Annotated in this window: 16 protein-coding genes; 13 read left to right on the top strand and 3 right to left on the bottom strand. The window is 58.5% G+C overall.

The window, feature by feature from the left end:
* Positions 1 to 50: 50 nt before the first annotated feature.
* The 3 genes from K3G63_RS08935 to K3G63_RS08925 all read right to left on the bottom strand — a co-directional run bounded on the left by K3G63_RS08935 (position 51) and on the right by K3G63_RS08925 (position 3,345).
* Positions 51 to 422 carry a heavy-metal-associated domain-containing protein gene (locus K3G63_RS08935; RefSeq protein WP_220613690.1) on the bottom strand — a complete coding sequence of 124 codons (372 nt, stop codon included), beginning with the start codon at positions 420 to 422 and terminating at the stop codon, positions 51 to 53.
* Between the two features lie 102 nt (positions 423 to 524).
* Positions 525 to 2,819, bottom strand: coding sequence for a TonB-dependent receptor domain-containing protein (locus K3G63_RS08930; RefSeq protein WP_220613689.1), 2,295 nt, complete (start codon positions 2,817 to 2,819; stop codon positions 525 to 527).
* A 76-nt stretch (positions 2,820 to 2,895) separates the two neighbouring features.
* Positions 2,896 to 3,345, bottom strand: coding sequence for an HYC_CC_PP family protein (locus tag K3G63_RS08925; RefSeq protein ID WP_220613688.1), 450 nt, complete (start codon positions 3,343 to 3,345; stop codon positions 2,896 to 2,898).
* A gap of 306 nt (positions 3,346 to 3,651) precedes the next feature.
* On the opposite strand from K3G63_RS08925, the gene mraZ reads away from it, so the two are divergent.
* From mraZ to ftsZ, 13 genes are all read left to right on the top strand, one after another.
* Positions 3,652 to 4,128 (top strand): division/cell wall cluster transcriptional repressor MraZ, encoded by a 477-nt coding sequence (gene mraZ, locus K3G63_RS08920; protein ID WP_220613687.1) that lies wholly within the window; start codon positions 3,652 to 3,654, stop codon positions 4,126 to 4,128.
* Positions 4,125 to 5,066 carry a 16S rRNA (cytosine(1402)-N(4))-methyltransferase RsmH gene (gene rsmH / locus K3G63_RS08915; protein ID WP_220613686.1) on the top strand — a complete coding sequence of 314 codons (942 nt, stop codon included), beginning with the start codon at positions 4,125 to 4,127 and terminating at the stop codon, positions 5,064 to 5,066. The genes mraZ and rsmH overlap by 4 nt, the downstream gene beginning before the upstream one ends.
* A 9-nt stretch (positions 5,067 to 5,075) precedes the next feature.
* Entirely contained in the window at positions 5,076 to 5,816 is a 741-nt protein-coding gene (locus K3G63_RS08910) for an FtsL-like putative cell division protein (RefSeq protein ID WP_220613685.1), read from the top strand.
* Positions 5,800 to 8,157: a penicillin-binding protein gene (locus K3G63_RS08905; RefSeq protein WP_259404316.1), complete on the top strand. Its 2,358-nt coding sequence runs from the start codon at positions 5,800 to 5,802 to the stop codon at positions 8,155 to 8,157. The genes K3G63_RS08910 and K3G63_RS08905 overlap by 17 nt, the downstream gene beginning before the upstream one ends.
* Positions 8,158 to 8,238: 81 nt before the next feature.
* Positions 8,239 to 9,714, top strand: coding sequence for a UDP-N-acetylmuramoyl-L-alanyl-D-glutamate--2,6-diaminopimelate ligase (locus tag K3G63_RS08900; RefSeq protein ID WP_259404315.1), 1,476 nt, complete (start codon positions 8,239 to 8,241; stop codon positions 9,712 to 9,714).
* Positions 9,715 to 9,823: 109 nt separating this feature from the next.
* Positions 9,824 to 11,044 (top strand): phospho-N-acetylmuramoyl-pentapeptide-transferase, encoded by a 1,221-nt coding sequence (gene mraY / locus K3G63_RS08895; RefSeq protein WP_220613684.1) that lies wholly within the window; start codon positions 9,824 to 9,826, stop codon positions 11,042 to 11,044.
* Between the two features lie 83 nt (positions 11,045 to 11,127).
* Entirely contained in the window at positions 11,128 to 12,498 is a 1,371-nt protein-coding gene (gene murD / locus K3G63_RS08890; protein ID WP_220613683.1) for a UDP-N-acetylmuramoyl-L-alanine--D-glutamate ligase, read from the top strand.
* Between the two features lie 57 nt (positions 12,499 to 12,555).
* Positions 12,556 to 13,737 carry an FtsW/RodA/SpoVE family cell cycle protein gene (locus K3G63_RS08885; RefSeq protein ID WP_220613682.1) on the top strand — a complete coding sequence of 394 codons (1,182 nt, stop codon included), beginning with the start codon at positions 12,556 to 12,558 and terminating at the stop codon, positions 13,735 to 13,737.
* Between the two features lie 65 nt (positions 13,738 to 13,802).
* A complete protein-coding gene (gene murG, locus K3G63_RS08880; RefSeq protein ID WP_220613681.1) occupies positions 13,803 to 14,912 on the top strand; it encodes an undecaprenyldiphospho-muramoylpentapeptide beta-N-acetylglucosaminyltransferase in 1,110 nt (369 codons plus the stop codon).
* A 27-nt stretch (positions 14,913 to 14,939) separates the two neighbouring features.
* Positions 14,940 to 16,382, top strand: coding sequence for a UDP-N-acetylmuramate--L-alanine ligase (gene murC / locus K3G63_RS08875; RefSeq protein WP_409070861.1), 1,443 nt, complete (start codon positions 14,940 to 14,942; stop codon positions 16,380 to 16,382).
* Positions 16,366 to 17,130 (top strand): cell division protein FtsQ/DivIB, encoded by a 765-nt coding sequence (locus K3G63_RS08870; protein ID WP_259404314.1) that lies wholly within the window; start codon positions 16,366 to 16,368, stop codon positions 17,128 to 17,130. The genes murC and K3G63_RS08870 overlap by 17 nt, the downstream gene beginning before the upstream one ends.
* A gap of 84 nt (positions 17,131 to 17,214) precedes the next feature.
* On the top strand, positions 17,215 to 18,618 hold the full coding sequence (gene ftsA, locus K3G63_RS08865; RefSeq protein ID WP_220613680.1) for a cell division protein FtsA: 1,404 nt from the start codon (positions 17,215 to 17,217) through the stop codon (positions 18,616 to 18,618).
* A gap of 115 nt (positions 18,619 to 18,733) precedes the next feature.
* Complete coding sequence (gene ftsZ / locus K3G63_RS08860) at positions 18,734 to 20,272, top strand: cell division protein FtsZ (RefSeq protein ID WP_220613679.1); 1,539 nt, start codon at positions 18,734 to 18,736, stop codon at positions 20,270 to 20,272.
* Positions 20,273 to 20,339 lie beyond the last annotated feature (67 nt).

The raw sequence follows: 20,339 nt of genomic DNA, 5'->3' as shown, positions 1-20,339 counted from the left end.
CCGCCCGACTACTAGGTAGTAATCGGGCGGTTCTGTTGTGTAGGGGCAGTTTAGTGGGTAGCGTTGGTTTTCTTGCAGCAGTCGGGCAGCCGGTCGTAGGCGCGGGCTTCGGCCTGCTGCTCATCGGCATCGTAGCCCGTCTGCTGCACAGCGGCGCGCAGGGCAGCTGGAGTGGTTTTCTCGGGCCGATACGTTACGGTTAGAATTTTGCTGGCTACGTCGAGCTGGGCCTGCTGCACCCCCTTTTCGTAGGCCATAGCTTTTTCCAGGCGCGCCTTACACATGTCGCAGACGGCCGAGGTTTTCACTTGCAGAACTTGCGTGGCCGGCCCCCCGCCTTTCGACTTGCTGGTTTGCGCCAACGCGCCAAATGAGCCAAGTAGAAAAGAAAGTACCAGGCAGAAAGATGCGAAAAGTTTCATAAGTCAGAAACAGCGAAGAAAGAAGAGAAAGTGCCGAAGTAAAGAAAGAAACGTGCCAGAAACCGCCGCAGTCAGGCAACGCGCTGCGGCGGTTTCGGCGCCTTAGTGTAGGGTAAAGCGCAGGCCCGCGTAGGTCAGCCGGCCGTAGACCGGCCCCCAGATCATGGCCGCGTCAAAATCAGGCCCGAAGGGGGCGTAGGCCCCCTGAATGGGGTCGGTCTGGCGGTAGTTGGTCAGATTTTCGACGCCTGCGTACACCTCAAACCGCTTGAAGGCGCGGGTTAGCTGGGTGTTCAGCAGGGCGTAGCGCGGGGCAAAAGGCAGGGTGTTCTCACCGGTGCCGTGCTGATGCCCACTGCTGCCCGGCTCATGAGCCAGGGGCCGCTTACCGAAGCCCTGTACCGTGAAATCAGCCCGCCACTTGTCGAAGGCGGTGGCGTAGCCCAGGTTGAGAAAGAGCCGGTGCCGGGGCGTGAGCACCTTGGGCAGCAACTCGCCGTTGTAGGTGGTAGCTACATCGAGATATTTGTAAGCCGCTTTGGCCTGCAGGCCTTTCACGGGCTCCACCTGTACTTCGGCCTGGAAGCTGCGCGAATAGGAGCGCCCGCCGGCCACCAGGTTCGTGATAAGCAGCTGCTGTGAGTTGGTATAAGGGTCAGCTACTACCTGATTCTCAAACTCGGTGTGGTAGTAGTCAGTAATGAAGGTGGCCGGGTGGCCGAAGGCGTTGAAGTACTGCGTAAAGGAGCCGCCTACGTTCCAGGCCGTTTCGGGGCGTAGCACCGGGCTAATGACAAACTCGCGGGAACTGACCAGCATGCCGGCATTTTCAGCAATAGGGTTGGCCGTGCGGAAGCCGCGGCCGGCCGCCAGCCGCAGCACTGTATTCTTGGCCGGGTCGTACTTCACGTTCAGCCGCGGAGTCAGGTACCAGCCGTAGAGGTTGTGGTGGTCGAGGCGCAGGCCCCCAACTACGGTCAGGTTACGGGTGTTCTGGTACGTGTACTCGGCAAAAGCGCCCGGCACCTGCTCCAGGCGGTTGCGGTGCTCCCGGGCGTAGCGCTGCGCCACGGTTTCGGTGGGGTAGGTGAAGCCCGTTTTGTATACCTCACGGTAGTCGTCGTGCAGAAAGCTCAGGCCGGCGCGGTAAGTGTGCGCGGTAGTGCCCAGAATGCTTTGGAACAGCAATGTAGCCAGGCCCGTGCGCTGGGTGCCATCGTAGGTGCGCAGGCCGTAGCGGGAAGCAAAGTCATGGTTGGTGCCGCTGAGCAGCAGCCCCAGGCTCTGGTAGGGCCGGCCGGGCCAAGTGTAGCTGGTTTTGGCGTAGCCGGTGTGGCGGTTCGTTTCCTGGGTAGTGCCGTAGAAGCCGCCAGGGTTTTCCTGCCGGTAGCCCAGTTGGCCGCCCTGCCGGGTTTCGCGCAGAGCCCCCAGGCCTACCTCCAGCACCAGGCCCTTGCCCGAAAGGTACTTCCACTTATTGAACACGTTGTACTGGGTAGCCAGGGGCAGATCCAGAAAGCCATCCTGGTTGCGGTCGACGCGGCGGCCAAGGTGGTCGGTGTGCAGCAGCAGGGCCGTGCTTACCTTTTTGCCGACGGGCGTGGCCAGGTTCAGATTCACGTCGAACTTGCCCAGGTCATTGCCATAGGCGTTAAACAGCAGCCGCTCGGCTTTGTCGGGCTCCTTCAGGCGTACGTTTACTTGCCCCGAAATCGATTCGTAGCCATTCACTACCGAGCCCATACCCTTGATGATGTCGATGCTCTCGATCCAGGGGCCGGCCAAATAGCCCAGCCGGTAGGGAGAGGCCAGCCCGCGCAGGGCCGGCAGGTTGTCAATGGTCAGCAGGGAGTAGGCGCCATCCAGCCCCAGCAGCTGAATCTGCTTGGCTCCGGATACGGCGTCGGTGGTGGATACTTCCACCGAGGCGTTCGTCTCGAAGCTCTCGGCCAAGTTGCAGCACGCCGACTTGGTTAGGTCGCGGCTGGTAATTACCTGGGTATTAGTGGGCGTAAGCCCGGAGTAGGAGGGGGCCCGTCCTTCCACTTTCACCTCGCCTAACTCGGCCGAGCGGCGCAGCGGAATGCGCAGGTAGCCGCCGCCGGCCCGCACCGTATCGGACTGATAACCCAGGAAGCTGATAATGAGGCGGGCGTCGGCACCTGCGGGGCGCACCAGGGAAAAAGCGCCCTGCGCGTCGGTGGTGGCTGCCTCAGTAGGCGTACTTAGCCACCGTATAACCGCGCCGGGTACGGGCGAGTTGGTAGAGCCATCGAACACCTGCCCGCGTACGGGAGCCGTTGAAACATCGGAGGTTTGGGCCGTAGCAGTCAGGGCGCTACCCAGCACAAGGCTAGCAACCGTCAGCCGACGGGCCGGACCAGCAAAAGAATTCATATCGTCAGTGAGTTAAGGTTTCTCTTCGAGGAACCCAACGGGCACCACAGCCCGCCAGGAAACGGGAGAGAAAACCCTAGACGACAAGCACGCTCACAAACGTGAGCAAAGTGCGCCCCGCTCGTAGTGGGGGCGAGGAATCAGCCGCGTACCAACGCAGTTCGGCCCGCAGCTGGGGGGTAGTAGGTACGGAAGGCCACACAGTAGCCGCGGGCCAGGCAGGCATCAGGGCCGGAACGGGCGCTTTTACCCAGGCCAGTTCCGCCGAGGGGGCGTCGAGCTTGTGAAAATGCGCCCCGAACTCGCAGCAAGCCTTCTTAAGTTGAGCTTTGCCGGTCTGGTGCGAGTCGTGCCCTGCGGGCTTGGAAGCCGGGCAGCCATGATGCGCCGGGCTGAAGATGATAGCCGCCGTATGCTTGCCGCTCTCCCGGCAGGTATGCTGCTGCACCGTCAGGCCCACCGACGTGGTGAGCACGAGCAGAGCCAGCCAAATGCTGAAGAGCCGATGAAGCAAGGGACGTTTCATTTCAACTACAAATATACAACATGGAGGCCGCTCGGGCAGGTGCAGAATCCTGAAATGAAATGTACAGAATCCTATCCTCGCAGCGGCGCAAGCTCGACGCTAAGACGAGGCCAGCGCTTTCCATTTCTATCTGACATTCTGTCAAGATTGAGCTGCTTGCCTACCTCACCTGCGTAAAAACAGCGCGTAAGGGCCCAAAACGACTGGTTTTCGTGGTGGTAGAAAATGGTAAATCGTGGTGGCCTTTTCCGGCGGGTTCCGTACTTTTGCTATAGCCCGTTCCCATGCCTACCCGAAGCCCCCGTTATGACCCAGCTGCTCTCCGGCGAATACGAGTGCAAGCTCGACCCCAAAGGTCGGCTGGTGCTGCCGGCGAAGGTGAAGGCCAATCTGCCGGAAGCATCGGGTAACCAGCTGGTGCTGGTGCGGGGCTTTGAGCCCTGCCTGGTGCTCTACCCGCGGGCTGCCTGGCGCGTAATTCACGAGAAGGTGATGGCGCTGGATGAGTTCAATGAGGAGTACCGGCAGTTTCAGCGCAACTTCTTCCGGGGCATGACGGAGGTAGAGCTGGATACCATTGGCCGGTTTATGCTGCCGCGCACCATGCTGCGCTACGCCGGCATCGAGAAGGAGGCCATCATTGTAGGGCTGGGCAACCGCTGCGAAATCTGGGACCCGGAGCGTTACGATGATTTCCTTATTAAAGACCAGCAGAGCTTCTCAAAGCTGGCCCAGAAATTTTTGACCACCGAAACCGGCCCCGGCGGCCCCCTGGCCGCATGAGCAACGCCTTGAACGACTACCACAACGATACCGCCTACCACCGCCCCGTGATGCTGCGCGAGTGCCTCGAAGGCCTCGACCTGCAGCCTGGTGGCCGCTATGTGGATGTTACCTTCGGCGGGGGCGGCCACTCCGCCCGCATTCTGGAGCGGCTCGGGGAGCCGGGGCACTTGTACAGTTTTGACCAGGACGCCGATGCCGAGCGCGAAGCCGAGAAGCTGGCCCGGCCGCAGTTTACCTTCATCCGCAGCAACTTCCGCTACCTGCACCAAGAGCTGAAACGCCACAACGCCCTACCGGTAGATGGCCTACTGGCCGACCTTGGGGTGTCGTCGCATCAGTTTGATACGCCGGAGCGCGGCTTTAGCACCCGCTTCGATGGGCCTCTGGACATGCGCATGAATCCTGAAGGCGACGATGCCTCAGCGGCTGATATCATTAATGCCTATTCGGAAGCCGACTTGCACCGCATCTTCGGCATGTATGGGGAGGTAACCAATGCCCGCACCTTGGCGGCTACGGTAGTAGCCGCCCGCCGCGGACAAAGCATCACTACCATTGCCGGCCTCAAAAAGGCCATTGCGCCGGTTACGCCCCGGGGCAAGGAAAACAAGTATCTGGCCCAGGTATTCCAGGCCTTGCGTATCGAGGCCAACGATGAAATGGCGGCGCTGCAGGAAATGTTGGAGCAAACGGCCCAGGTTTTGCGTCCTGGGGGCCGCTTGGTTGTCATGAGCTATCATTCCCTGGAAGACCGCCTCGTGAAAAACTTCATTGCCAAAGGCAAATTCTTTGGGGAAGTAGAAAAAGACCTTTTCGGAAGAAGCAGCGTGCCTTTTGAGGCTCTCACCCGCAAGCCCATTGAAGCTTCTGAGGAGGAAATAGCGCTGAACAGCCGCGCCCGAAGCGCCAAGCTGCGCATTGCAGTTAAGAATTGAGAACAGAAAATGGCTACCAATACTCTCCGCCCAGCTAACCAGCCCCGCGTGAATGCGCCGCGCCAGATAGCGCCTATAGCGCCCGAGCCGGTGCGTTTGCCGGAACCGGAGCCAGCCCCAGCTCCGGCGCCTAAGCCGGCCAAAGCCCCGCGGGAGCCGCGGCCGGCTGCGCAGAAGCGGAGCTCCTGGAGTGTGTTTTCGCTGTTAGAGCGGGTAACGCGGGTGGATGGGCTGTTTCGGGAAGGCTTGCCGGTGCGCTACCTGCCGCACCTGCTGTTTATTATGTTCCTGACGCTGGTCTACATCGGCAATACGCACTACGCCACCCGCATGAACCGGAGCATTCAGAAGCTCAAGCTGGAAACCGAGGACCTGCGCGCCGACTATACTACCCTGAAATCGGACTACATGGAGGCCAGCAAGCAAAGCGAGGTAGCCCGCAAAGTAGCTGCCTACGGCTTGGTGGAAAGCTCCTCGCCGCCCTTCCGCATTACTGTACCGGCTGGCCGCCTTGATGAAGCTGAGTTAGACCGGCTGCCCATCCTGACGGCCGACTCCGTGGCCGCCATGACGGCCCGTGCCAAAGCCGATTCGCTGCGCCGCGCCGGCGGCCCTACCGTCGGCGACTCGGTAGAGGTAGGCGCGCCGCCCGTTCCTATCGGCACCGACCTCAACGGCGAGCCCGCTACAACTGATCCTACCTCTTCCAATCGTTCAGCCCCTACCCGCCGCAATGAAAGGAAACGTTAAAAAAAGTATTGTTACCCGCGTCCGCCTTGCCTTTTTAGGCGTGTGCCTGTTCTCCTGTGCCATTGTGTGGCGCGTAACCCACGTGCAGTTCAAGGAAGGCGCCAAGTGGAGCGCCCTGGAGCAGGAGCGTCGCATCGTGTACCAGCCGGTATTTGCTACCCGTGGCAACATCTACTCCGACAACGAAAGCATCATGGCCACCTCGCTGCCCTTCTACCGGGTAGCCTGGGACCCCAGCGTGGTGAATCAGTCCTTGTTTGAAGCCAAAGTCGATTCGCTGGCTGGAATGCTGGCCGGCTTCTTCGGTGACCGAACGAAATCAGAGTACAAGCGCCGCCTGAAAGACGCCAAAAACGCTAAGCCGGCCGTACGCTACCTGCGCCTGAACTCCCGGCAAATCAACTTTCAGGAGAAAAAGGAGCTGGCGAAGTGGCCCATTTTCCGGGAAGGCAAGAACAAGGGCGGCGCCATCTTCGAGAAGGTGGATAAGCGCTTCCGGCCTTTCGGCGGGCTGGCCCAGCGCACCATTGGCTTCGTGAACGAAGACAAGAACGGGGCGGGGCTGGAGTTTACCTTCAACCGCCACCTGGCCGGTAAGGACGGGGAAGCCTTATTCGAGCGTTTGCCTGGCGGCAACAAGCCCATCTACGACGGTACTGAGGTAAAGCCCCAGCCTGGCTACGACGTGAAGACTACCCTGGACATCAACCTTCAGGACGTGGCCGAAAACGCATTGTACAAGTCGCTGGTAGAAAACAACGCCCAGTACGGTACCGTCATTCTGATGGAGGTGAAAACCGGGGAAATTAAGGCCGTAGCCAACCTGGGCAAGGTAGATGAGGGCGTGTACCGCGAGGACTATAACTACGCCATTGCCGACCAGGGCCGTACCGAGCCGGGCTCCACCTTCAAGCTGGCCTCCATGATGGCCGCTTTTGAGGAAGACCCCGACCTGCAGCTAACTGACACCATCAACACGGGCAACACCGGTTCCATGAAAATTGGGGGCGCCGTCAAGACCGACTCCCACCCCTACGGCCGCATCACGCTGCAGCAGGTGTTCGAGAAGTCGTCGAACATTGGGGTAGCTAAGCTCACGGATCGGGTGTTCAACAAGAACCCTGAGAAGTACACCGACTACCTCAAACGCTTCGGGCTGGATAAGCCCTTGGGCTTCCAGATGGCTGGCGAGGCCCGGCCTTACATCAAGGACCCGCGCGACCGGAGCTGGAGCCGTACTTCGCTTACCACCATGAGCATCGGCTACGAGCTGAAGCTGGCACCCCTGCAAACGCTGGCCTTCTATAATGCCGTAGCCAATGGCGGCGTGAAGGTGCAGCCCATGATTGTCAAGGAAATCAAGCAGGCCGATAAGGTGCTGGAGCGGTTCGAAACGCAGGTCCTGATTCCGAAAATATGCTCCGATGAGACCTTGCAGAAGGTTCGGGCCATGATGGAGGGGGTAGTGGAACACGGCACCGCCCGCGGCATCCGCACCAGCGACTACCTGATTGCCGGCAAGACGGGTACGGCTTGGAAATTCAAGAACGGCGCCTACACCCGTACGTATTCCACCAGCTTCTGCGGCTATTTCCCCGCCGATAACCCCAAGTACTCCTGCATTGTCGTCGTCGACTCACCTAAGAACGGCCGCATTTACGGGGCCGACGTAGCCGCTCCCGTTTTCCGCGAGTTGGCCGACAAAGCCATGGCTCGTGATGTAGCCTCTCAGCGCCCTTTGCTAGCCCGTGCTCCTGTGCGCAAGTCGCGGGTGCCGGCCGTGCCAGCTGGTATGCAGGATGAGCTGTCGATGGTATTCACCAAGCTGGGCGTTACCCACAACGGGGGGAATGGCGCCGAAGACTGGGTGCGCACCATCCCCACCGACGCCGATGGCGAAAGCCTAAACCTGAAACCGATGGCCGTGCGCCCCGGCCGGGTGCCCAACGTGCAGGGCCTGACCTTGCGCGATGCTCTCTTCCTGCTGGAAAACCGTGGCCTCCGGGTGCGGGCTCTGGGAACCGGTAGAGTGAAAGCGCAGTCGATAGCGGCCGGGGCAGTGGCCCGCCGCGGTGCTACCGTGGTTTTGCAGCTAGAACCAATTGGAGGCCGCCTGGCCGCTCCTGTGCCCGCCGCCCCCCCGGCTCCCGGTTTGGCCACGATGGCCGACGCTCGGGCGCACAAGGCCGAAACCGCCACGGCCACGAGCAGCAACGGTGGGCAATCTTCTAAACCAAAGCCTGCCACCACTCCCAAGCAAACCTCTTCTGCTTCGGCTAAAGCCGCCACCCCCAAGGCAACAGCCGCGGTAGGAAAAAGCAGAAGCAAGCCCAAGGCTTAAGCTGCCTCCCCCTCAGAATACCTCAAACCCATGCGTGGCCCGTTCTCAGGGATGCGCAGTTGATGACTACAGCCTCACACCTTGACTTACGATACTACCCTTGCTGCTCTCCTGAAAGCCGTTACGGTTCGTGCCCAACAGGGCCCCGCCGATGTAGCCATAACCAGCCTCACGCTTGACTCGCGACAGGCGGGTCCGGGCACGGTGTTTTTTGCCTTGCGGGGCACCGCCACCGATGGTCACCAGTTTATTCCGAAGGCGGTGGAGCAGGGAGCGGCGGTAGTGGTGGTAGAGGAGTTGCCGACCGAGCTCAACCCCGGTACTACCTATGTGCAGGTGCCGGATAGTGCCGAGGCTATGGCCCGGATGGCCGCCGAGTTCTATGGTAACCCCTCGCGGGAGCTGCAGTTGGTAGGCGTTACCGGCACTAATGGCAAGACCACGTGCGCCACCATGCTGCACAAGCTTTTCCGGGAGCTGGGCTACCACTGCGGACTGCTGAGCACGGTGCAAAACCAGATTGACGAGGAGGTTATTCCGAGCACCCACACCACGCCCGATGCTATCCGGCTGAACGAGCTGTTGGCCCGCATGCTAAAGGCTGGCTGCACGCATGTGTTCATGGAGGTTAGCTCCCACGCCGTAGTGCAGCACCGCGTAACAGGCCTGCACTTCGCGGGCGGCATCTTCACCAACCTCACCCACGACCACCTCGACTACCACGGCACCTTCGATGCCTACCTCAAAGCGAAGAAGGGGTTCTTCGACATGCTGCCGAAATCGGCCTTCGCCCTCACCAACGCCGATGATAAGCGCGGCCCCGTGATGCTGCAGAACGTAGTAGGCCGGCGCGAAACGTACTCGTTGCGCAATGCGGCTACCTTCCGCGGCCGTCTGATCGAAAATGCGGTCCATGGCCTGCACGTGGAGGTAGATGGCCGCGAGGTGCAATTCCGCCTGATTGGCGTGTTCAATGCGTACAACCTGCTGGCCATTTACGGGGCCGCAGTGCTGTTGGGTGAGGAGCCCACGGAAGTCCTGACGGTGCTGTCGGGGCTGACTTCGGCGCCGGGCCGGTTCGAGCCGGTAGTATCAGAGCGGGCGCGTATTACGGGCATCGTGGATTACGCCCACACGCCGGATGCGCTGGAAAACGTGCTTCAGACCATTGCCGACATTCGTCAGCCCAGCCAGCAGGTAATTACGGTGGTAGGCTGCGGCGGCAACCGCGACGGCGCCAAGCGCCCCATTATGGCGCGCCTGGCTACCCAACTCTCCGACCGCGCCGTACTCACCTCTGACAATCCGCGCTTCGAGGACCCCAACGACATCCTGACTCAAATGCAGGCCGGCGTGCCCATCGAGAATCAGGGCAAAGTCCTGACGATTGCCGACCGCCGCGAAGCCATCAAGACGGCAGTAGCGCTGGCCCAGCCCGGCGACATTGTGTTGGTAGCGGGCAAAGGCCACGAAACCTACCAAGAAATCAAAGGCGTAAAAACCGACTTCGACGACAAGCAGGTGCTTACCGAAATGTTCGGGTTATTAGGCAAATAGCGCTGAATAATCCAAAATCCGGACAAACGCAACGTTTGACCAGCTTTAAAAAACCTGAACCTTTGCAGCTTGGATACCCTCTGAACCCCAACTGCTGACCCTCGCGCCCATGCTCTATTACCTCTTTAACTACCTCTACAAAGTGCATCACCTGCCGGGCGCGGGTGTATTTCAGTACATTTCGTTTCGGGCGGCGCTGGCGGTAGTTACTTCCCTGATTATCGCGCAGTTCTTTGGCGCGCCGCTTATCCGGGCTTTGCAGCGCCGGCAGATTGGCGAAACCGTACGCGACCTGGGCTTGCAGGGCCAGATTGAGAAGAAAGGCACGCCAACCATGGGCGGGCTTATCATCCTGCTGGCTATTCTGGTACCGGTGCTGCTTTTCGCCAAGCTCGACAACATTTACGTGGTCCTGATGCTGCTGAGCACCGTGTGGCTGGGGCTAATCGGTTTCGTAGATGACTATATCAAGGTAGTTAAGAAGGATAAAGAAGGCTTGGCCGGAAGGTTCAAGGTGCTGGGGCAGGTAGGGCTGGGCGTGACGGTGGGCTGGGTGCTGTTCTTCTCCAACGATGTGACCGTGCGCCAGTACGCGCTGCCGAACGGCTCGTTCTCGGCCGTAGATGCCAGCACCGTGTACCAGGATGTGAAGCTGATGATTACCACAGTGCCCTTCCTCAAAAACAACGAGCTGAACTACGGCGACCTGTTTGCTACCGCCGGCGACTTCTTCAACGAGTACTACGCCTTCTTCTACATTCCTATTGTCATCCTGATTATTACCGCCGTCAGCAACGGCGCCAACATCACCGACGGCCTCGACGGGCTGGCGGCAGGCACCTCCGCTATTATCGGGATTACGCTGGCTATTTTCTGCTTCGTAAGCGGTAACGCGCTGCTGGCCGACTACCTCGATGTAATGTTCATTCCGAACTCGGGGGAGCTGGTAATTTTCTGCACCGCTTTTGTGGGGGCGTGCGTGGGCTTTCTGTGGTACAATAGCTACCCCGCGCAAGTGTTCATGGGCGACACCGGCTCACTGGCTATTGGCGGCATCATTGCGGTGCTGGCCATTATCGTGCGCAAGGAGCTGCTGATTCCGGTGCTATGCGGGGTGTTTCTCATTGAAAATCTTTCGGTTATGGTGCAGGTGAGCTACTTTAAGTACACCAAGCGCAAATACGGCGAAGGCCGGCGCTTGCTGCGCATGTCGCCGCTGCACCACCACTACCAGAAGCTGGGCTACCACGAGTCCAAAATCGTGTCGCGCTTCTGGATTGTAAGCATCATGCTGGCCGTCCTGACGTTGGTAACGCTGAAACTTCGCTAACCTGTAAGGCAGCAAGAGGGGTAGGAAAAGCACACTGTTGGGCCTTCTTTTCTCTTGCCGCTTTGCTCATCACCTGATATAACATGCACTACGTCGTACTCGGAGCCGCAGAAAGCGGGGTAGGGGCTGCGCTGCTGGCGCAGGCCAAGGGGCACACGGTGTTCGTGTCGGACCGCGGCGGTATCCGCGCCGACTATAAGGAGAAGCTGACGCGGGCCGGTATTCCCTTCGAGGAAAATCAGCACACCATGGAAGAAGTGCTGAAGGCGGATGAGGTAGTGAAAAGCCCCGGCATTCCGGAAAAAGCTCCCGTTATTCAGGCTCTTCGCGCGCAGAACACGCCCATTATTTCAGAAATTGAGCTGGCCGGGCGCTACACCCAGGCCAAGTGCATCTGCATTACCGGTACCAACGGCAAGACCACAACGACCCTGCTCACGTATCACTTGCTGAAGGAAGCGGGCCTGAAGGTAGGCTTGGCCGGCAACGTAGGCTACTCGCTGGCCGAGCAGATTCTGGAAGACCAGCACGAGTACTACGTGGTAGAGCTCAGCTCCTTCCAGCTCGACGATACCCATGAGTTTCAGCCCTGGGTTTCGGTATTGCTCAACATCACCCCCGACCACCTCGACCGGTACGACTATTCGCTGGAAAAGTATGCTCAGTCCAAGCTGCGCATTACCCAAACCCAGGACAGCGAACAGTACTTTATTTACAACGCCGACGACGAGACGATTCAGCGCTACTTCCCGGCGGCGTTGCGCCCCGTTATTCAGCTCCCGTTCAGCCTGCACCGCCGCCCCGATGTGCAACTGGCCGGTTACTACACCCATGAGGATTGCCTCTGCACCAACTTGGTGCCGGGCATGGGCCTTGATGGAGAAGAGGTAAGTGTAGCTAACTCGCCGCTGATTGGCCAGCACAACCGTCAGAATATGCTGGCCGCTGTGCTCTGCGCCCGCATTGCCGGGCTAACGGCCGAGCAGATCGAAGCCGGCTTGGCTACCTTTCGCAACGCGGACCACCGCCTGCAGTCTGTGGGCGAAATCAATGGCGCTACCTTCATCAACGACAGCAAAGCCACCAACGTGGAGGCCGCCTGGTATGCCCTCGACGGCATTCGACGGCCCATCATCTGGATTGCCGGCGGTACTGATAAAGGCAACGACTACACTACCCTGATTCCGCTGGCCAAGTCGCGGGTAAAGGCCCTGATATGTTTGGGTGTAGATAACGAAAAGCTCAAAGCCAGCTTCGGTAGCGTGGTGCCGCATATAGAGGAAACCCAAAGCGTAACTACGGCCGTGCGTCGGGCCGCTGAGCTGGCTGCTCCCGGCGATGTAGTGCTGCTCTCGCCCGCCTGCGCTTCCTTCGACTTGTTTCGCAACTACGAGGACCGGGGCCAGCAGTTTGCTGCGGCCGTGGCCGAGTTGCAAAGCACTCCACTCTCCTAGGCACCCGTCTGATCGTTTGCCCATCAACTCACTTCACCATTTCACTATTTCACCGCTATGGAACCCATCACCAATTGGCTGCGGCAAAATCTGAAGGGTGACCCCGTGCTGTGGGGCATCGTGCTGCTATTCTCGTTTATCTCCATTGCAGTAGTGTACTCGGCCACGGGTACGCTGGCATATAAGAAGATGGGCGGCAACACGGAGTACTTTCTGTTCAAGCACACCAGTCTGATTTTCGTGGGGCTGTTCTTCATGTGGCTGGCTCACCGCATCGACTACCGCTACTATTCGCGTCTGTCGCTCTACGCCCTGCTCATCTCGGTACCGCTGCTGCTTTTCACGTATTTTTTTGGCGGCACTACTTTCAACGATGCTTCGCGCTGGCTGACCATTCCGATTATCAACCAGACGTTTCAGCCCTCCGACTTGGCCAAGCTAGCCCTGATTTCACACCTGGCCTCCATGCTCAGCCGCCGTCAACAGAATGTTGGCGACTTTAAAACCACGCTGCTGCCTGTAATGCTGTGGGTAGGCGTTATCTGCGGCTTGATTATTCTTTCTAACGCCTCTACGGCCTTACTGCTATTTGCTACCTGCCTGCTGCTCATGTTCATTGGGCGGGTGCCATTAAAGCAGATGGCCGTGATGGTGGCCATTGGGGTACTTGTAGGAGGGGTAGGTCTGGTAGCTGGTCAGCGTTACAAGACGGTAATCTCCCGTATTGAGAACTTTACTGATAAGAGCAAGCCCGTGCCGTTTCAGCTGGAGCACGCCTACATTGCCGAGGCTACGGGTGGTTTGTTCGGCAAAGGGCCCGGCAAAAGCACGGAGCGCAACATCATGCCCCACCCGTACTCCGACTTTATCTACGCCATCATCATCGAGGAGTATGGCCTGTTTGGGGGGGTAGTGGTTCTGTTCCTGTATCTGGCCTTTCTCTATCGAGGGCTGAAAACAGTAATAAATAGTTACGGCGCCTTTGGAGGGCTGCTCTCGGCGGGGCTAAGTTTTAGTCTGGTGTTGCAGGCCATGGTGAATATGGGGGTAGCCGTGGGCCTAGGGCCCATTACGGGTTTGCCGCTACCCTTGCTGAGTATGGGCGGCACCTCCCTGATTTTTACCGGTATCAGCATCGGGATTATTCTGGCCGTAAGCCGGGGCGAGCGGGAAATCCGGCCGATGGTAGGCGAGCCCGAAGACACGGTCCGTATTCCGCGGGTATCACAGTACGCCTAGGCCAGATAAGAGGGGTAGCACCGTACCGGCTACCCGACGCCAAGCCCACGTTTAAGCACTAACGAATGAAGCTCATCATATCGGGTGGTGGCACCGGCGGACACATTTTTCCGGCGGTGGCCATTGCCAACGAAGTACGCCGCCGCTACCCCGAAGCGGAAATCCTGTTTGTGGGCGCCAATGGCCGCATGGAAATGACGCGTGTGCCGGAAGCAGGCTATGAAATTGTGGGCCTTGATATTACGGGCCTACAACGCAGCCTGACCCCGCAGAACCTGCTGTTCCCCATCCGGGTTATGCGCGCTGTGCGCAAAGCAGGCAAGCTTATCGAGAAGTTCCGGCCCGATGCCGTAGTAGGGGTAGGGGGGTACGCCTCCGCCCCGGTGTTGCTGGCAGCCACCTCGCGCAATATTCCTTCCCTCATTCAGGAGCAGAATTCCTACGCTGGCCTCGTCAACAAACTCCTGGCTAAGCGAGTGCAGCGCATTTGCGTGGCCTACGAAGGCATGGAAAAGTTTTTCCCCGCTGACCGGCTGATACTTACGGGCAACCCCATTCGTACCGAAATTGCCGATGGACAGCGGGCAGAAGCGCTAAGCTTTTTTGGGCTTGATGCTAACCGCCCGGTTCTGCTGGTAATTGGGGGTAGCCTGGGGGCCCGCACACTAAACCACGCTACGGCGGCCGCCTTGCCACGCCTGCGCGAGGCCGGGGTGCAGCTGCTCTGGCAAACGGGTAAAGGGTACTACCCCGAGGCCCAGCAGCAAGCCGCCCCATTCGCCGCGCATAACCTCCAGGCCCTGGAATTTGTACGCCGGATGGATTTGGCTTACGCCGCGGCCGATGTAGTGATTAGCCGCGCTGGAGCCTTGTCGGTTTCGGAACTGTGCCTCACGGGTAAGCCCAGCATTCTGGTGCCCTCGCCAAACGTGGCAGAAGACCACCAAACCAAAAACGCGCTTGCCCTGACGCGCAAGGACGCGGCGCTGCTGGTGCGCGATGCCGATGCCGCCGCCACTCTCTACAACCAGGCGTTGGCCCTGCTCGGCAACCAGGCGCAGCAGCAACAGTTGAGGGCTAATATTCTGCAATTAGCCCGGCCCCAGGCTACCGCCACTATTGTTGATGAGCTGGTAAAGCTCATGCCGGTAGGTGCTCGGGCCTTTCATTCTTAATAGCTCATTCTTAACTGCTCCCTGACCTTGAATCCTGTTGCGGCTTTCCCTCACGTATTTTTCCTGGGCATCGGTGGCATTGGTATGTCGGCCCTGGCGCGTTGGTTTCAGGCCAATGGGCATTCGGTAAGTGGGTACGATAAAACGCCTACCCCCTTAACAGAGGCGTTACGTGCTGAGGGCATTGCGGTGCACTACCAGGATGCAGTAGAAAACATTCCGGAGGAAGTACGCCAACAACCAGACAAAACCTTAGTAGTACTCACCCCAGCCATTCCCAAAGACCACCAGGAATGGGCGTGGCTCCGGGAGCAGGGGTACGACATCCGTAAGCGCAGTCAGGTGCTGGGACTGCTCACGCAGGGGCGTCCAACCATTGCGGTAGCCGGCACGCACGGCAAGACCACCACCAGCAGCATGGTAGCGCACCTTTTGCATCATGCAGCGGTGCCTAGTGCGGCCTTTCTGGGAGGAATTGCCGTCAACCTCAACTCCAATCTGCTGCTACCCCCACCGGGCGCTGCAACGGCTACTACTCCGGTAGTAGTAGAAGCCGATGAGTACGACCGGAGCTTTCTAACCCTGTTTCCTACGGTAGCTATTGTCACCAGCACCGATGCCGACCACCTGGATATTTACGGACACAAAGAGGCCCTGGTGGAGTCGTTCCGGCAGTTTGTGGGCCAGATTCAACCCGGCGGTACGCTTCTCATCAACCATACCGCCGACCCGAGCGTAGCGGCGGCGGCCCCAGAGGGCGTCCGGGTAATTCGCTACGGGCTCTCGGCTGAGCAAGGTCCGGAGTTATACGCCGCTAACATTACGGCCGAAGGGCACCGGTTTCGGTTTGCCATGCACGGGCCGCAGGGCACTGTGGCCGATCTGGAATTAGCCGTGCCCGGCTACCATAATGTGGAGAACATGCTGGCGGCCGCTTGTGTAGCCCAACTATACGGCCTGAGCGCGCAACAATTACAAGGAGCCGTAGCAGCCTATCAGGGAGTCAAGCGCCGCTTTGAGTTTATTCTGACGGCCGGCACAGTGGCGGAGCCCAAAGTTTATGTCGACGATTACGCGCATCATCCACGCGAAATTGAAGCTTTTCTTCGTTCCCTGCGGGCCCTGTATCCCGGCCGTCGGCTCCGGGTAGTATTCCAGCCGCATTTGTTCAGCCGGACCCGTGACTTTGCACCGGGATTCGCTGAAAGCCTGAGCCTTGCCGACGAGGTAGTACTGCTTGATATCTATCCAGCGCGCGAGTTACCGATGCCAGGCGTGACGTCGGAATTAATTTTGTCCCAAATAACCGCCCCCATAAAATCGTTGCAGTCCAAAGAAGAAATTTTGCGGAATGCCGAAACGGATACGAATTTTGACGTATTAGCCACCGTCGGGGCTGGTGATATTGACCAGTTGGTGCCTAGATTAAAGGATATTTTGAAAATTCGCTGGAATGGAGCTGAAGCGTAAAGCCAATAACCTGCTGTTTGCCACAGGCTGTCTGGGGTTGCTGCTCGCGTTGGGGGCCTTTGCCGCCGTGCGGCAAGCCAGCCGCCCCGTGGGTGGGGTTATTGTGTCCATTAGCAACGAGTTCAACAACTTCTTTATCAGCGAACGGGAGGTAACTAGCCTGCTCACCCGCCGCGGCGAAGAGCGCCTGGAGGGAACTGACCCCGCTGAGGTAGACCTGAGAGACCTGGAAGCCCGTTTAAAGGCTCACAGCTTTGTAAAAGAAGCACAGGTGTACCGCGACCTGGCGGGCAACCTGCATGCTGATGTGCGCCAGAATCGACCCATTGCCCGCCTAGTACACGCCGATGCCCGCCAAGATAGTTACCTGGATGCCGATGGTCACCGTTTGCCCCTGTCGCCGTTATTTACGGCCCGAGTGGTGCCTATTTCTCGGCTCGGTGGGCAGCCGCTGTCAGCCACGTTTTTCCAGGATAGCACCGGGCAGCGCTACCTGGAATTTCTGCGCTATATAGATGAAAAGCCCTTCTGGCGCGCCCAGGTTGCTGAAGTATTCGTAGGACCTAACGGCAAACTCTCCTTCACTCAACAAGTGGGCGACCAACGTATTGAATTTGGCTTTCCTGAGAATATTTCGGAAAAATTTGCGAAACTGATGGTATTTTACCGTCAAATTCCGCCTGTACTCGGCTGGGATACCTACCATCGGGTCAATGTCGAGTTTAAGGATCAAATAATCTGCGAATAAAATTATCGACCTAAAACGCTACCTTATAGCTGATTAGGCCAACTTCCTCCTGCAACCAACCGCAACTCTCTCGCCTTCCCTCCCATGCAACACGATAAGATTGTAGTCGGCCTTGACATCGGCACTACCAAAATCTGCGCCCTCGTAGGGCGCAAAAACGAGTTTGGCAAGCTTGAAATTTTGGGCATGGGTAAGGCCGTGTCGGAGGGGGTAGTGCGTGGCATCGTGTCGAACATCGACAAGACGGTTGACGCCATTAAGAAGGCTATTCGCCAGGCCGAGGAGCAGTCGGGTATTAATATTGGCGTGGTGAACGTAGGTATTGCCGGGCAGCACATCAAGAGCCTGCAACACAACGGCAGCATCACGCGCGCCTCCGCCGATAACGAAATCACCCTCGATGACGTGAATCGGCTGACCAACGATATGTACCGGCTGGTGACGCCGCCCGGCTCCGAAATCATTCACGTAATGCCCCAGGACTACAAGGTGGATTACGAGGAGGGTATTCTGGACCCGGTGGGCATGTCGGGTGTGCGGCTGGAGGGTAACTTCCACATTATCACGGCCCAGAGCACGGCTATCAACAACATCAACAAGTGCGTTACGAAGGCCGGGTTGGAAATCGATAACCTGATTCTGGAGCCCCTGGCGTCTAGTATGTCGGTGCTTTCCGATGAAGAGAAGGAAGCAGGTGTGGCCCTGATTGATATTGGCGGTGGCACTACCGACTTGGCCATTTTCAAGGATGGTATTATTCGCCATGCCGCCGTGCTGCCCTTCGGCGGCAACATCATCACCTCCGATATCAAGCAGGGCTGCCTGGTAATGCAAAACCAGGCCGAGCAGCTGAAGGTGAAGTTTGGCAAAGCCATTGCCGAGGAAGCCTCGGAGTACGAGATTGTTAGCATTCCGGGCCTGCGCGACCGGGCTCCCAAAGAAATTTCCCTTAAAAACCTGGCTTACATCATTGAGGCCCGGATGGAGGAGATTGTGGAGCTGGTGTACGCTGAGATTCAACGCCTGGGCTTCCATGATAAGCTGGCCGCGGGTATTGTCCTGACGGGTGGCGGCTCGCAGCTTCAGAACCTGGTGCAGCTGGCCGAATACGTAACCGGCATGGATACGCGCATTGGCTACCCCAACGAGCACTTGGGTAAAAGCAAGATTGAAGCGGTGAAGTCGCCAATGTACGCTACCACGGTGGGCCTCGTACTGGCTGGTTACCGTTCTATTGACGACCGGGTAGCGCAGCGCGGTTACGAGGAGCCCGAGCAGAATTACTACCGCGTGGCGCCGGAGCCCCGGCCTACGCCGGTTTCAACTCCGCAGCCGGTAGCACCCCAGCCCCAACCCCAGCAGGCTGCCCCGCAGCCGACGCCTGAGCCACCCACTAAGAAATCGTCTGGGGCCGGCGACTTCTTTCAGAAGATCATCAGCCGCACAAAAGGGCTGCTCATTGATGACTTCGACGATAAACAGTACTAATGTCAATTAAGAATTGAGAATTAAAAATTAAAAAATGAGCGTCAGAAAACACGTGCGCGCAGAGGAGTAGCTCAACTTTTAATTCTCAATTTTTAATTTTTAATTGACTCATCTCATGAATTTTACTTTCGATATTCCGGCACAGTCACGCTCCATCATTAAGGTGATTGGCGTGGGGGGGGGGGGCTCCAACGCCGTCAACCACATGTTCAGCCAAGGCATCAAGGACGTGGAGTTTGTCATTTGCAACACCGACAAACAGGCGCTGGCTTCCTCTACCGTGCCTAACCGACTGCAAATCGGGGCTGACCTGACGGAAGGCCTTGGCGCCGGGGCTAACCCTGAGCGGGGGAAGCAGGCCGCCATTGAAAGCCGCGAGCAAATCCGGGAACTCCTCAGCAATGGCACCAAGATGGTGTTCATTACGGCTGGTATGGGCGGGGGTACCGGTACCGGTGCAGCCCCGGTTATTGCCAAAGTCGCTAAAGAGCTGGGTATCCTCACCGTAGGTATCGTGACGGCCCCGTTCATGTTTGAGGGCAAGAAAAAGCGCCAGCAGGCTGAGCACGGCATTAAGGAGTTGAGCGACAACTGCGACACGGTGTTGGTGATTCTTAACGACAAACTGCGCGAGATTTACGGCAACCTGCCCATTCGTTCCGCTTTCGCCAAGGCCGATAATGTGCTAAGCACAGCGGCTAAATCCATTGCCGAAATCATTACCGTAACAGCGGATGTGAACGTGGACTTTGAAGACGTGAAAACCGTCATGAAAGACTCGGGCGCAGCGGTAATGGGTAGTAGCATCACCGAAGGCGAAAACCGGGCGCAGCGCGCTGCCGAGGAAGCATTGGCTTCGCCGTTGCTTAACAACACGGATATTCACGGGGCGCAGAAAATCCTGCTCAGCATTATGTCGGGTGACCAGGCCGAGCTGGAAATGGACGAACTCACGGAAATCACGGAGTACATCCAGGACAAAGCGGGCCAGAACGCCGAGGTGATTTTTGGCCACGGCATCGACCCTACCCTGGGCCAAAGTATTCGCGTAACGGTTATTGCCACCGGCTTCGCCCGCGATGCACACAACATTACCAACGTGGTAGCCCGCAGCAGCAACAGCAACAGCGAACCGGAGACGGCGGCCACAATCCAGGCTGACGCGCAGATCAACTTGTTTGACAAAGACCGCCAGGAGGCTTCGGCCGCCCCGGTAGTGCCTACGTTTGGAACTCCTGTTCCCGCGGCGCCGGAGCCCCAGCCCGTACGATTTGATCTGGAAACTTCTCCGGCCCCAGTGGGCTACGTACCGCCTGTGGTGTCGGCCCCGTCTACCCCGGCTCCGGACCCTGTATTGTACCAGCAGCCAGGAGCCGCGCCTACTGCTCCCCAACCAGCCGTAACGAATCATACCATGCCGCGCCCGTCGCTGGATGCCCGGGCCGAGGAGCGCCGTCAGCGCCTGCAGGCCCTTAGCAACGGCTTAACTAACGACGCTATTAAGGACCAGTTGGATACGCCGGCGTATTTGCGGCGACAGGTGAAGCTGGAAAACGTAGTGCCCTCTTCGGAGCAGAACATCAGCCGCTTCAACCTCTCCGACGACAACGAGCTACTGGGCGACAACCGCTTCCTGCACGATAACGTGGACTAGGCTGCCGGAGGCCTATGCCTAACATGTCAACAGGCCGCTTCCGTACTGGAAGCGGCCTGTTGGCTTT

This window comes from Hymenobacter sp. HSC-4F20 (genome assembly GCF_019599275.1).
Classification (GTDB): domain Bacteria; phylum Bacteroidota; class Bacteroidia; order Cytophagales; family Hymenobacteraceae; genus Hymenobacter.
This window is presented reverse-complemented; position numbering and strand designations above follow the sequence as displayed.